Source organism: Thiobacillus thioparus DSM 505, from assembly GCF_000373385.1.
Classification (GTDB): Bacteria; Pseudomonadota; Gammaproteobacteria; order Burkholderiales; family Thiobacillaceae; genus Thiobacillus; species Thiobacillus thioparus.
This window is the reverse complement of the sequence record NZ_KB891316.1, coordinates 264,528-276,984: the sequence shown is the minus strand read 5'-3', so window position 1 is coordinate 276,984 and position 12,457 is coordinate 264,528. Positions and strand designations below refer to the sequence as shown.

The 12,457-nt window shown below is 64.2% G+C and carries 12 protein-coding genes; 1 reads left to right on the top strand and 11 read right to left on the bottom strand.

What is annotated here, in order from left to right; translation table 11 throughout:
* Positions 1 to 76 precede the first annotated feature (76 nt).
* On the bottom strand, positions 77 to 1,000 hold the full coding sequence (locus B058_RS0101455) for a histone deacetylase family protein (protein ID WP_018506687.1): 924 nt from the start codon (positions 998 to 1,000) through the stop codon (positions 77 to 79).
* Between the two features lie 128 nt (positions 1,001 to 1,128).
* On the opposite strand from B058_RS0101455, the gene B058_RS0101450 reads away from it, so the two are divergent.
* Positions 1,129 to 3,807 (top strand): bifunctional acetate--CoA ligase family protein/GNAT family N-acetyltransferase, encoded by a 2,679-nt coding sequence (locus tag B058_RS0101450; RefSeq protein WP_018506686.1) that lies wholly within the window; start codon positions 1,129 to 1,131, stop codon positions 3,805 to 3,807.
* Positions 3,808 to 3,857: 50 nt separating this feature from the next.
* On the opposite strand, the gene B058_RS0101445 is transcribed toward B058_RS0101450, so the two are convergent.
* The 10 genes from B058_RS0101445 to rsxA all read right to left on the bottom strand — a co-directional run bounded on the left by B058_RS0101445 (position 3,858) and on the right by rsxA (position 12,410).
* Positions 3,858 to 5,771, bottom strand: coding sequence for a diguanylate cyclase (locus B058_RS0101445; RefSeq protein WP_026240544.1), 1,914 nt, complete (start codon positions 5,769 to 5,771; stop codon positions 3,858 to 3,860).
* Between the two features lie 192 nt (positions 5,772 to 5,963).
* Positions 5,964 to 6,398 carry a DUF1841 family protein gene (locus tag B058_RS0101440; protein WP_018506684.1) on the bottom strand — a complete coding sequence of 145 codons (435 nt, stop codon included), beginning with the start codon at positions 6,396 to 6,398 and terminating at the stop codon, positions 5,964 to 5,966.
* Positions 6,398 to 7,060 (bottom strand): endonuclease III, encoded by a 663-nt coding sequence (gene nth, locus B058_RS0101435; RefSeq protein WP_018506683.1) that lies wholly within the window; start codon positions 7,058 to 7,060, stop codon positions 6,398 to 6,400. Before nth ends, B058_RS0101440 begins: the two co-directional genes overlap by 1 nt.
* A 10-nt stretch (positions 7,061 to 7,070) precedes the next feature.
* A complete protein-coding gene (locus B058_RS17985) occupies positions 7,071 to 7,223 on the bottom strand; it encodes a hypothetical protein (protein ID WP_018506682.1) in 153 nt (50 codons plus the stop codon).
* Complete coding sequence (locus B058_RS0101425) at positions 7,220 to 7,897, bottom strand: electron transport complex subunit E (protein ID WP_018506681.1); 678 nt, start codon at positions 7,895 to 7,897, stop codon at positions 7,220 to 7,222. Before B058_RS0101425 ends, B058_RS17985 begins: the two co-directional genes overlap by 4 nt.
* Complete coding sequence (rsxG, locus tag B058_RS0101420) at positions 7,894 to 8,538, bottom strand: electron transport complex subunit RsxG (protein ID WP_040723144.1); 645 nt, start codon at positions 8,536 to 8,538, stop codon at positions 7,894 to 7,896. Before rsxG ends, B058_RS0101425 begins: the two co-directional genes overlap by 4 nt.
* 2 nt (positions 8,539 to 8,540) lie before the next feature.
* Complete coding sequence (gene rsxD, locus B058_RS0101415; RefSeq protein ID WP_018506679.1) at positions 8,541 to 9,569, bottom strand: electron transport complex subunit RsxD; 1,029 nt, start codon at positions 9,567 to 9,569, stop codon at positions 8,541 to 8,543.
* Positions 9,569 to 11,272: an electron transport complex subunit RsxC gene (gene rsxC, locus B058_RS0101410; RefSeq protein WP_018506678.1), complete on the bottom strand. Its 1,704-nt coding sequence runs from the start codon at positions 11,270 to 11,272 to the stop codon at positions 9,569 to 9,571. The genes rsxD and rsxC overlap by 1 nt, the downstream gene beginning before the upstream one ends.
* The gene (gene rsxB, locus B058_RS0101405; RefSeq protein WP_018506677.1) at positions 11,269 to 11,835 is read right to left on the bottom strand and encodes an electron transport complex subunit RsxB; all 567 of its coding nucleotides are present in this window, start codon (positions 11,833 to 11,835) and stop codon (positions 11,269 to 11,271) included. The genes rsxC and rsxB overlap by 4 nt, the downstream gene beginning before the upstream one ends.
* Entirely contained in the window at positions 11,835 to 12,410 is a 576-nt protein-coding gene (gene rsxA / locus B058_RS0101400; RefSeq protein ID WP_018506676.1) for an electron transport complex subunit RsxA, read from the bottom strand. Before rsxA ends, rsxB begins: the two co-directional genes overlap by 1 nt.
* Positions 12,411 to 12,457 lie beyond the last annotated feature (47 nt).

The window sequence follows — 12,457 nt, the reverse complement described above, 5'->3', positions numbered from 1 at the left end:
GCCTTCCAGTCAATTACGGGTTCCACTCCGAACCCCGCCTTGTCTGGCCCGGCATGCGAAGAACGTGGAATGCGACCTACAGTTCTGCCAGCGTTTTGATGTGTGCCGCCACGCTGCGTCCCAGGGAACTGAGGTCGTAGCCGCCTTCGAGCACCGAGACGATGCGCCGCCCGGCATGGCGTGCGGCCACGCCCATGACCTGCTCGGTGATCCAGACGTAATCCGCTTCCACCAGGCCGAATTGCGCCATGTCGTCCTCGCGGTGGCCGTCGAAGCCGGCGGAGAAAAACAGCATTTGCGGGCGGAAGGCCTCCAGCCGCGGCAGGATCAGGGTGATAAAGGCTTCGCGGTAAGTTGTGCCAGTGGTGCCGGCAGGCAAGGGCACGTTGACGATGTGCTCGCTAGCGGTGTCCGCGCCGCGGAAAGGATAGAAGGGGTGCTGAAAGGTGGAGCAGAGCATCACGCGCGGGTCGTCGCGGAAGATGTCCTCGGTGCCGTTGCCGTGGTGGACGTCGAAATCGACGATGGCGACGCGCTCCAGGCCGTGCTGTTCGAGCGCGTGCGCGGCGGCCACGGCGATGTTGTTGAAGATGCAGAATCCCATGGCCTGGTTGCGGGTGGCGTGGTGGCCGGGCGGACGGATGGCGACGAAGGCGTTGGCTTCCGCGCCCTGGGTCACCCGGTCGACTGCCATCACGGCGCCGCCGGCCGCGTGGCGCGCGGCCTCCAGGCTATACGGATTCATGCCGGTGTCGGGGTCGAGCATGCGTACGCCTTCGCTGGGCACGGCGGCGTCGACGGCATCGAGGTAGGTGGCGTCATGCACCCGCAGCAGCTGGCTGCGGTGAACGCACGGGGCTTCGTGATGGGCCAGGAAGTCGAACAGATGGGCGGCATGCAACCGGTCGTCGATGGCGCGCAGGCGTGCGGGGCTCTCCGGATGCCAGTCGCCCATGTTGTGCTGGAGGCATGACGGATGGGTGATGTAGGCGGTGTGCATGGCGCAGGCAAGGGAAGAAATAAATCAACTATACGCCCGGCATGATGGCGCGGCAGCAGGGGATGGCCTAGCATAGGCTGATTCCCGATCCGCTCGATTAGGCCGCAGCAATCCAGGCTGACCCAACCATGCCCCGACACTATCTGCACCCTCTGTTCAACGCCCGTTCGGTCGCGGTCTTTGGTGCCAGCGAACGCGAGGATTCGGTCGCCGGCACCCTGTTCCGCAACCTGCGCCAAGCCGGCTACAAGGGCGAGGTCTATCCGGTCAACCCGAAGTATGCAACGGTGTTCGGCGTGCGCTGCTACGCGTCGGCCGGCGAATTGCCGGCGGTGCCGGAGTTGGCCCTGATCGCCACGCCCGCGTCGACCGTGGTGTCGATCATGCAGGCATGCGGGCAGCATGGGATCCGCCATGCCATCGTGCTGTCCGCCGGATTCCGCGAAGTGGGCGAGCAGGGGATGGCGTTGGAGGATGCCCTGGTGGCGATTGCCCGGCAATACGGCATCCGCTTCATCGGCCCCAACTGCCTGGGTATCCAGCGGCCGTCCATCGGCCTGAATGCCACCTTCAGCCAGGGCGTCACCCAGGCCGGTGACCTTGCGCTGGTGTCGCAATCCGGCGCGCTGTGCACGGCCATGCTGGACTGGGCGGAAACCAACGGCATCGGGTTTTCCAGCGTGATTTCCACCGGCGCATCGGCCGATCTGGATTTCGGCGAGATTCTTGACTACCTCGCCGTCGACACGCAGACCAAGGGCATCCTGTTGTATATCGAGGGCATCCGCGATGCACGCCGCTTCATGAGTGCGCTGCGCGCAACCGCCCGCTTCAAGCCCATCGTCATGGTCAAGGTGGGGCGCCATGCGACGGGCGCCAAGGCGGTGATGTCGCATACCGGTGCCCTGGTGGGATCGGACGCGGTGTTCGATGCGCTGGTGCGACGTGCCGGCGTGGTGCGGGTCAATACCATCCTGCAGCTGTTCGCCTCGGCGCGGGCGTTGTCCACGCATATCCAGCCCACCGGCAACCGGCTTGCCATCGTCACCAACGGCGGCGGGCCCGGCGTCATGGCGACCGATCTTGCGGTGGACATGGGCGTGCGCATGGCCGAGCTGTCGCCCGAAACGATCGAAACGCTCAACGGCGTATTGCCGTCCAACTGGTCGCAGGACAACCCGCTCGACATCATTGGCGATGCCACCGCAGCGCGCTATCGCGCTGCGGTGGACGCCTGCCTTCGCGACGACAACGTCGACGGCGTGCTGGCCATGCTGACGCCGCAGGCGATGACGAGGCCGACCGAGGCGGCCCAGGCGGTGGTGGACGCGGCGAAGACTTCGAGCAAGCCGGTGTTGACCTGCTGGATGGGCGAGGCGCAAGTGATCGAAGGCCGGCGGCTGTTCAAGCAGGCGGGGATTCCCTATTTCACCACACCGGAGCCCGCGGTCGAGGTGTTCTCCTTCCTCTCGGCTTTCTACGAGAACCAGCGGCTATTGATGCAGACGCCGGGGCCGCTGTCGCATCAGGCCGAGCCGGACGTGGAGGGCGCGCGCCTGATCATCGAGAGCGCGCTGGCGCATGGCCGCCATCTGCTGAACGAAGTGGAATCGAAGGCGCTGTTGTCGGCGTTCCACATCCCGATCGCGCAGACCCTGATTGCGCGTGATCCCATGGAAGCGATGCTGCTGGCGCAACAGCTGGGCTTCCCGGTGGCGATGAAGATCAACTCGCCGGACATCACCCACAAGTCCGACGTCAATGGTGTACGGCTGGGCCTGTCCAGCGGCCAGGCGGTGCGTGCCGCCTTTGGCGAGATGCTGGCCGACATCAAACGCCTGCGACCTGACGCCACCCTCGACGGCATCGTCATCGAGCCGATGGCGGCGCGTCCGCATGCGCGCGAAGTCCTGCTGGGCATGACCTCGGACCCGGTGTTGGGTCCGGTGATCGTGTTCGGCGCCGGCGGCGTCGACGTCGAGGCCCTGCAGGACCGCGCCGTGACCTTGCCGCCGCTCAACCACTATCTGGCGCGCGACCTGATCCGGCGGACCCGCGTCGCGACCTTGCTGGGCCCGTTCCGCAATCGCCCGCCGATCGACATGGATGCACTGGAGAACGTCCTGCTGCGCTTGTCGGAAATGGTCTGCGAGCTGCCGTGGCTCGCGGAAATCGACATCAATCCCCTGCTGGTGGACGAACACGGCGCGCTGGCGCTGGATGCGCGCATTGTCATCGCGCCGCGCGTGCCGACCGCCGACCGCTACGGCCACATGGCGATTCATCCGTATCCCGCGCATCTGGTGACGCGCTGGCAATTGCCCAGCGGCAACGACGTGTTGATCCGACCGATCCGTCCCGAAGATGCCGACCTGACCCAGGGTTTCGTGCGCAGCCTGTCCGAGGAATCCAAGTATTTCCGTTTCATGGATGCGGTACGCGAGCTTTCCCCCACCATGCTGGCGCGTCTGACCCAGATCGACTACACACGCGAAATGGCGCTGCTGGCGTTGACCGAGATCGATGGCAGGGAGGTCGAGCTGGGCGTGGCGCGCTATGCCATCAATCCGGATGCCGAATCCTGCGAATTCGCCCTGGTGGTCGACGACCGCTGGCAGAAACAGGGGATCGGCCACAAGCTCATGGATGTACTGATGGACGTTGCGCGCAGCAAGGGTCTGAAAGTGATGGAGGGCGAGGTGCTGAAGACCAACCGCCCCATGCTGAAGTTGGTGGAAGCGCTGGGCTTCCATATCGAGGTACACCCCGAGGATGACACTGTCCGGAAGGTTTCACGCGCGCTCTAGCGCGGGCAGGCCAGTTTGAGGCAGATGCTTGTCCGCAGGTGCGGACAGGGTCAATGGAATACGCTGTACTGCCGAGTGCAGACTTTGTTGCGCCCCGCTTCCTTGGCGGCATAGAGCGCCTGGTCGGCGATGCTGACCAGCGCGTCGATGTCGCCGGTGACGGATTCGCGTGTGGCTACCCCGATGCTGACGGTGAGCGTTTTTTCCGTGTTTCCGATGGTGATCCGCTTGGCGCTCAGGTTCGCACGCAGGCGTTCGGCCGACTGCAGCGCGGCGTTGAGATCGGTGTTGGGACAAATAACCAGGAATTCCTCGCCGCCGATACGGCAGACACTGTCCTCGCGACGCGCCGAGGCACGCAGGATGGCTGCAGCTTCGCGCAATACCCGGTCCCCGGCAGCATGGCCATAGGTGTCGTTGATATGCTTGAAATGATCGATATCGACCACCATCACGGCAATCGGCTGGCCTGAGCGAGAAGCGGCACTCCAGGCCTGTTCGAGCTGGTCCATGGCCGAGCGGCGGTTCGGCAGCCCGGTCAGCAGGTCGGTGAGCGCTGCGTTGGCCAGTCGGCGGTTGGCCACCGCCAGTTCGGCTGCGATCTGGCGCAGTTGCGCACGATCCTTTTCCCAAGCGGTTTGCAGATGGATCATGCGCTGTGCGGCACGCAGGCGGGTATGCAGGCCCTTGGAACTGAGGTTGCTAGGTAGATAGCCGTCAGCATCGGCTTCATAGGCGCGGTTCAGCTGTTCTTCGCCGTGCTCGTCGGACGTCATCAGAATATGCATGCGTCGACCTTCATCGGTGGCCCGCAGGGCCTGGCACAATTCCAGGCCATCGAGCAGGGGTAGCTCGTAATGCGCGATGATGACATGGGGCAGCACTTCCATCGCCAGGGCAAGCGCAGCGTTCCCGTTCTCGGCCGGGTAGACCGTATGCTCGCTGTTCTCGACCAGCAAGGTCATGATGTGGCGACGGCGGGTGGCATCGCGGTCCGCCACCACGATGCGCAATGGCATTTCGATATCCGCCATGTCGCCATCATGGGCCTGGCCTTCGGCTTCGTGGTGGCCGTGGCAGATCTCGGCAAACGACGGCAGCGCGACAGCCGGGATCTTCAGCAGCTCGCTCCATTCCCGCCAGTGATGGATGACGTCGTCGACAAAGCTGCCGGCCGTTTCCGGGGAAATGTCGAGCGCAACGGCCTTCGCCATCCAGTCCTTCAGCAGGTCGGGCCGTGCGCCGGCATCGATCTGTCCAAGGTCGGCCAGCTGGTGCGACAGGCGCAGCATCAGCACCAGGCTGTTGGCGCGCGAATCATGGGGGAAGCCTGGATGGTCCGGCTCTTCGTAATGGGTAAGCGGCTCGGTGAAGGTTCTGGGCATGCCCCAGTCGGCCATCATGACGGTACCCATTTCGACATGGTCGGTTTCCAGGCGGGACCGTTCAAGGGCGATGAGCGCTTGCGCGGGGTCGGACCGTCGTGCCAGCAGGACCGTGTTGTATTCGTCGGGATAGGCCGTCGCCAGCGCCAGCTTCCCTACCTGCGCCAGCAGGCCACAGACGAACAGTTCGTCCGCGGCGGCCACATGCACTCGCGTCCCGAGGGCCTGCATGCACAGCGCCATCAGCAGGGAATGCGACCAGTATCCCTTGTAGTCGAATGCCTCGCAGGCGCCGTCACGGTACTGGTCGACCAGCGAAAAACCCAATGCCAGATGGCGCACCGTCGCCATGCCCTGGCGGACGACGGCTTCCTGAATCGAGACAACCGGTCGTGCAACGTGCGAAGCGGTATTGGCCAGTTTGATCAGTCGCCCGGACAATGCGGGGTCGGTCTGCACGACGCGTGCAATTTCACCCAGTGTCGCATTCTCGCGTCTGGATAACTCAAGTATCGCCAGTGCGACCCCGCGAGGAGAGGGCAGTTGGCCGCTGAGTTTCAGTTGTTCAGCCTGTGTCATCGTTTATTAGTGGCGAAGCAAACGTTAGTGGCGGCCCCTCACAGGGCGGCCCCGAATCAAAACGGTCGAGTCAGAACCGATGCAAGTGGGGAGCTTTTTCCCGGCGGTGTCAGACTGTCAACAGTGATAACGACAGGATTTCGACAAAATGAAGGCTGCTTTCGCGGATTTGATATCGGCGGCTGGCGCCTGCTACGCGTCGCCGAGCTTGCGGTCCAGGCAGTGGAGGTAGGCCGCCGAATCGAACGCCGTCTGATGGCGCTGCACCTGCCAGATCATTTCCCCAAGGCAGTCCATGACGTCATGCTGCGCGTCCATGGCGTTGCCATATTGCTTGAGCAGCCGCCGGTAGCGTTCGAGGATGCCGGGCGGCTGGTCGACCGACACTTGCTCGGCGATTGCCAGGTGCATGGAAAGATGTAGAAAAGGGTTGATCTCGCCGGATTCCGGCAAGTAGTCCCGCTCCCGGTAACGATCGGGCTGGTCGAGCAGGGCATGGTATTCGGGATGCGCCAGTACGGCATCGAGCGCCGGCTGTTCCGCCCCCGCCAGCGGCTGTCCGGCCCGGTACTTCGCCCATACATCGAAGAAGAACTGGCGGACCTGGTCGCGGCTGGGATTGAACATCAGCCGCGGCGTGCCCGGAGCGGAGCCGGCGCAACCAGCTTGCCCTTGAATTCGCACAGATCCGCGATGATGCATTCGCCGCATTTCGGCTTGCGTGCCTGGCACACGTAGCGCCCGTGCAGGATCAGCCAGTGGTGGGCGTCGATGCGGAATTCCGCGGGGATGGTCTTGAGCAGTTTCTTTTCCACTTCCAGCACCGTCTTGCCGGGGGCCAGCCCGGTACGGTTGGCGACGCGGAAGATGTGGGTGTCGACCGCCATCGTCGGCTGGCCGAACGCCGTGTTGAGAATCACATTCGCCGTCTTGCGCCCCACGCCGGGCAGCGCCTCAAGGGCCGCGCGTTCGGCCGGCACCTGGCTGCCGTGCAGCTCGACCAGCATCTGGCAGGCGGCGATGAGGTGCCGGGCCTTGCTCTTGTAGAGTCCGATGGTCTTGATGTAGTCAGCGAGGCCGGCCTCGCCCAGCGCGACAATCGCCTCGGGGGTATGGGCCACAGGAAACAGCCTGCGCGTCGCCAGGTTCACCCCTTTGTCGGTCGCCTGGGCCGACAGGACTACGGCCACCAGCAATTCGAACGGCGTGGTGTATTCGAGTTCGGTGGTGGGATGGGGGTTGGCCGCGCGCAGGCGGCTGAAGATTTCGTGGCGTTTGGCGGCGTTCATCGGGGTTGGATCACTGGTCTTCCACGCGTTTCCTCAGGGCCTGTTTTTCGGCCTGTCGCCGGGCGCGAGGCGTTTTGTCGTGCTTGCCGGCCTTGCGGGCAATGGCCAGCGCAACAAAGGGGTTGCGCGGTTTAGGGACGCGCCTTTTCAGCGGCGGCTTCATGCCGCCATCGGCACGGCGGCACGGACGCGCTGGACGGCACGTGCCTTGTTCCAGTTGTTGGCTGCGATCAGCAGTCCCAGAGCGATGAAGGCGCCGGGGGGCAGGATCGCAAGCAGAAAACCCTGATAGTGGGGCAGGATATGCAGCACCCATCCCTTGGCAGCCTGACCGAACACCATATCGATGCCGGAGAGCAGCGTACCCTTGCCGGCGAGCTCGCGAATCGCACCCAGCACGATCAGCACCAGCGTGAGGCCCAGGCCCATGGAAATGGCGTCGATCACGCTGTGCAGCGGGTGATTCTTGGCGGCAAACGCGTCAGCACGTGCCAGCACAATGCAGTTGGTGGTGATGAGCGGAATGAAAATCCCCAGCACCAGATAAAGCGGATGCACGAAGGCGTTCATCGCCAGGTCGATCACCGTGACCAGTGCCGCGATGATGAGGACGAACACCGGGATGCGGATTTCATTCGGCACGAAATGACGGACGCTCGACACCGCGCCGCTGGATGCCGCCATCACCATCGTCGTAGCCAGTCCCAGCGACAGTGCATTGACCACGTTGTTGCTGATCGCCAGCAGCGGGCACAGCCCGAGCAGTTGCACGAGCCCGGTGTTCTGCTTGATAAGCCCGTTGTGGAACAGGCTGCGGAATTCGCTCATCGTCATCATGCTTTCTTCTCCTTCGCGGCGGGTGGAGCGGCAAAAGCCGCACGGTGCCGCGCAAAATAATCGAGCGCGCTCTTGACGGCCTTGACCACGGCGCGCGGGGTGATGGTGGCGCCGGCGCGCGCATCAAATGTCCCCCCATCCTTGGCGACTTTCCAGCGCTTGGACTCGGGATCGGTCAGCGACTTGCCTGAAAACTGGTCGATCCAGGCGCTTTTGGCGCGGTCGATGTAGTCGCCAAGACCGGGCGTCTCATGGTGAGCGGTGACGCGCACTCCGATCACCTTGCCGTCGATGTCGATGCCGATCAGCAGGGCGATATCGCCAGCATAGCCGTCCGGCGCGACAGCTTCCAGCACCACTGCAGTGGCCTGTCCGCCACGGCGGGCGATCCACAGGGCGGAAGGCTGGCGCGTGCCAAGGAGATCGTCCGGCGGCAGGTCCTGCCGGCTGGCCAGCAGGTCATTGTCGTAGGACGAAGCGGGCAGCACCTGGTTGATGAGTGCGAGTTTCTCGGCCTGCTGGCTGCGGGTGATAACGGGTTCGGTCCGGTCGTGGGTGAATGCCAGCATTGCCGTACCGACGAGCGCAAACAGCAACAGGACGGTTCCTGCGCGGAACGCGTTGCGGGCGGCAGCCGTCATGCTCACGCGCGCGGTTCCTTGTCGGCGCCGCCATAGATGCGCGGTTGGGTGTACTGGTCGATCAGCGGCACGCACAGGTTCATCAGCAGGATGGCGAAGGCCACGCCGTCCGGGAAGCCGCCCCAGGTGCGGATGGCCATGGTGAGAAACCCGGCGCCCAGGCCGAAGATCAGCTTGCCGCGCGGCGTGGTCGCGCCCGACACCGGGTCGGTGGCGATGAAGAAGGCGCCCAGCATGACCGACGGCGCGAACAGGTGAAACCAGGGTGGACCGAACCGGCCGGCGTCGAAGAAGTTCAGAAAGCCAGCCGTGAGCCAGATGCCGGCCAGAAAGGCCAGCGGCACCTGCCAGCTGATGATGCGCAAGGCCCACAACAGCAGGCCGCCCAGCAGGAACGCGCCCGCCAGCCACTCGAAGCCGACGCCGCCGTAATGCCCGAAAATCGGGTGCGTCATCACTTCGTCGACCGTCAGTTGCTGCAGCAGGCCGGTTCGCAACGCATCTAGCGGGGTGGCCATGGTGACAGCATCCAGCGTGGCCCGGGGCATGTCGCCGCCGAAAATGACCGTTGCGCTTTGTGCCAGCGTGAGGTGCACCGAAGTCAGTTCGTTCGGGCCAGCCCAGTGCGTCATCTGTACCGGGAAGGACACGATCAGCACGGCGTAGCCGACCATGGCCGGGTTGAAGATGTTCTGGCCCAACCCGCCGTAGAGATGCTTGGCCACCACGATGGCGAATAGCGTGCCAGTGACGATCAGCCACCATGGCGCCAGCGAAGGCAGCGACAGCGCCAGCAGCCAGGCGGTGACGATGGCGCTCAAATCGGCGAGGAAGGGTTTGACCGCATAGCCGCGCGCCTTCAGCATCGCTGCCTCGGCAGCCAGCGCCGTGACGGTGGCGAGCGACAGCGTGACGAGGATGCCCGGCCCGAACAGCCAGACGTAGGTTGCGATGCCGGGCAGCAGGGCCGCCAACACCCAGGCCATGACTTGGGTGACGCTGGTGCGGTCAAGAATGAATGGAGAGGGCATCAGGGTTTTTTCTCTTCGGATTCCAGCGGTTTACGCGCCAGTTCGCGGATTTTAGTCCGACGTGCCTCGATCTCCTCGATCTGATGCAACTGCTCGGAGGTCAGTTGATCGACGTTCTTGGGCGCGGCGTCGGATTTTTTTGCCTGCGCGCGTGCCAGCGCGGCGGCGATCAACGCTTTCTTGGCGTCGGTATCGCTGACCGCAGCGCCTTCGGCGGCCGGAGCGGCGGCGAGTTCGGCGCGCTGTGCCTGATCCAGCGCGGCTTGCGCGCGCGCGGCCTGGGCCTTGGCGGCGAGCTTCTCGGCCTTTTCCTTCTTCTCGCGCTCCTGCCGGAACTGACGGAATTCGTGGCGCTCGCGTGCCAGATCGGCGGCGCGCTTGTCCTTCTCGCGTGCCCAGATCTCGCTCTTGGCGTAGCGATAGAAATCGACCAGCGGAATATGGCTGGGGCAGACGTAGCTGCAGCAGCCGCATTCGATGCAGTCGAACAGGTGGTATTCCTGTGCCCGGCCGAAGTCGCCCGCCTTGGCGAAACGAAACAGTTCCTGCGGCTGCAGCTCGACCGGGCAGGCGTCGGCGCAGCGGGTGCAGCGGATGCACGGCAAGGCCTTGGGCAGGGGCGGGAACAATTCCGCGGATTTGACCAGGATGCAGTTGGTGGCCTTGACCACCGGCACGTCGAGATTCGGCATCGGCACGCCCATCATGGGCCCGCCCATCAGCACCCCCGTGGTGCCGTCGCGGTCGCCAGCCAGCGTGATCAGGGTGTGCATCGGGGTGCCGATCAGCACCTCGAAGTTCTGCGGGCGCAATACGTGGCCGGTGACGGTGACCAGCCGCGTGATCAGCGGTTCGCCATGGTGGATCGCACGCGCCAGCGCATAGCTGGTGCCGACATTGAAGACCTGGATGCCGATGTCGGTGGAGAGCTTGCCGGACGGGACCTGCCTGCCGGTGAGCGTCTCGATCATCTGCTTGGCGCCGCCGCCCGGGTAGCGCGCCGGCACCTTCACCACTTCCACCGCGAAATCCAGCTTCGCGGCAGCGGAGCGCATTGAATCCAGCGCCTCGGGTTTGTTGTCTTCGATGCCGACGAGTATTTCGGTGCTGCCCAGCAGATGGCGCATGATCCCCACGCCCTGCAGGATTTCGTCGGCGTGGTGGCGCATCAGCATGTCGTCGCAGGTGATCCACGGCTCGCATTCGCCGCCGTTGATGATGAGCGTGGTGCAGGCGTGAGACGCGCCGGGATCGAGCTTGACCGCGCTGGGGAAGACCGCGCCGCCGAGACCGGCCAGTCCCAGGTCGCGCAACTGCATGCGCAGTTGAGAGGGCTCCATCGCCTGGTAGTCGAGCGGAGCATGCGCCACCCATTCGTCGCGACCGTCGGTTTCGATCGTGATGCACAGATCGGGCAGGCCGGAGATATGCGGGACCGGTTGCAGGTCGATGGCCGTGACCGTGCCCGAACTGGAGGCATGGACGGCCGTCGAGATATAGCCGTCGGCGGCTGCGATCATCTGGCCCTTCAGGACCCGTTCGCCGATCTCGACCACCGGCTTGGCCGGATTGCCGATGTGCTGGCGCAAGGGGATGACCAGTTTCTTCGGCAGCGGTGCGGCATGAATCGGGCGCGAAGTGGATTCTGCCTTGTGCTCGGGGGGATGCACGCCGCCCTTGAACTTGAACAGTTCGCGGCTCATGCACCCTCCGTTTCGGCAATCTTCTTCATCATCACTACCGGATGCTTCCATTTCCAGTGGGGCAGGTCTTCGGCGATCGGCACCATCGAGATGCAGTCGACCGGACAGGGCGGCAGGCACAGTTCGCAGCCGGTGCATTCGGCGGCGATGATGGTGTGCATCTGCTTGGCCGCGCCGGAGATGGCGTCGACCGGACAGGCCTGGATGCACAGGGTGCAGCCGATGCAGGTTTGTTCGTCGATGAAGGCGACCGACTTCGGTTTGGGCGTGCCGTGGGCTTCGTCGAGCGGCTTGGGTTCCACGCCCAGCAGTTCGGCGAGTTTCTTGACACCTTCCTCACCGCCCGGCGGGCACTGATTGATGTCGGCCTCGCCCTTGGCGATCGCCTCGGCATAGGGACGGCAACCGGGAAAGCCGCACTGCCCGCACTGCGTCTGCGGCAGGATGGCGTCGATCTTTTCCGCCAGCGGGTTGCCTTCCACCTTGAAGCGGATGGCCGACCAGCCGAGTACCAGGCCGATCGCCACGGCCAGCAGAACCATCACCCCGATTGCGGCCAGCATTATTTGACCAGGCCCGAGAAACCCATGAAGGCAAGCGACATCAGCCCCGCGGTGATCATCGCGATGCTGGTGCCTTTGAACGGAGAGGGAACGTCGCAGGTCTCGATCCGTTCGCGGATGCCGGCAAACAGGATCAGCACCAGGGTGAAGCCGATCGCGCCGCCGGCGCCGAAGAACAGCGATTCGACGAAATTGTGCTGCGCCTGCACGTTGAGCAGGGGAATGCCCAGCACCGCGCAGTTGGTGGTGATCAGCGGCAGATAGATCCCCAGCACTTGGTACAGCACCGGGCTGCTCTTGTGGATGAACATCTCGGTGAACTGCACGATTCCGGCGATCACCACGATGAACGAGAGCGTGCGCAGATAGAACAATTCGGGGCCGAGCAGGTATTCGTTGACCAGATAGCTGGCGCCGGAGGCCAGCGTCAGCACGAAAGTCGTCGCCAGCCCCATGCCGATTGCCGTTTCCAGTTTCTTCGACACGCCCATGAAGGGGCACAGGCCGAGAATCTTGGCCATCACGATGTTGTTCACGAACACCGTGGAAATGAGAATGAGGATGTAGGTTTCCAAAGCAGGCAGCCTGACGCAATGCCGCATTATCCGCCGCGGAAGGCGGG

Coding starts and splice junctions, on each gene's coding strand:
- B058_RS0101455 (WP_018506687.1), bottom strand. CDS start 1,000: ATGCACACCGCCTACATCACCCATCCGTCATGCCTCCAGCACAACATG.
- B058_RS0101450 (WP_018506686.1), top strand. CDS start 1,129: ATGCCCCGACACTATCTGCACCCTCTGTTCAACGCCCGTTCGGTCGCG.
- B058_RS0101445 (WP_026240544.1), bottom strand. CDS start 5,771: ATGACACAGGCTGAACAACTGAAACTCAGCGGCCAACTGCCCTCTCCT.
- B058_RS0101440 (WP_018506684.1), bottom strand. CDS start 6,398: ATGTTCAATCCCAGCCGCGACCAGGTCCGCCAGTTCTTCTTCGATGTA.
- nth (WP_018506683.1), bottom strand. CDS start 7,060: ATGAACGCCGCCAAACGCCACGAAATCTTCAGCCGCCTGCGCGCGGCC.
- B058_RS17985 (WP_018506682.1), bottom strand. CDS start 7,223: ATGAAGCCGCCGCTGAAAAGGCGCGTCCCTAAACCGCGCAACCCCTTT.
- B058_RS0101425 (WP_018506681.1), bottom strand. CDS start 7,897: ATGATGACGATGAGCGAATTCCGCAGCCTGTTCCACAACGGGCTTATC.
- rsxG (WP_040723144.1), bottom strand. CDS start 8,538: ATGACGGCTGCCGCCCGCAACGCGTTCCGCGCAGGAACCGTCCTGTTG.
- rsxD (WP_018506679.1), bottom strand. CDS start 9,569: ATGCCCTCTCCATTCATTCTTGACCGCACCAGCGTCACCCAAGTCATG.
- rsxC (WP_018506678.1), bottom strand. CDS start 11,272: ATGAGCCGCGAACTGTTCAAGTTCAAGGGCGGCGTGCATCCCCCCGAG.
- rsxB (WP_018506677.1), bottom strand. CDS start 11,835: ATGCTGGCCGCAATCGGGGTGATGGTTCTGCTGGCCGTGGCGATCGGC.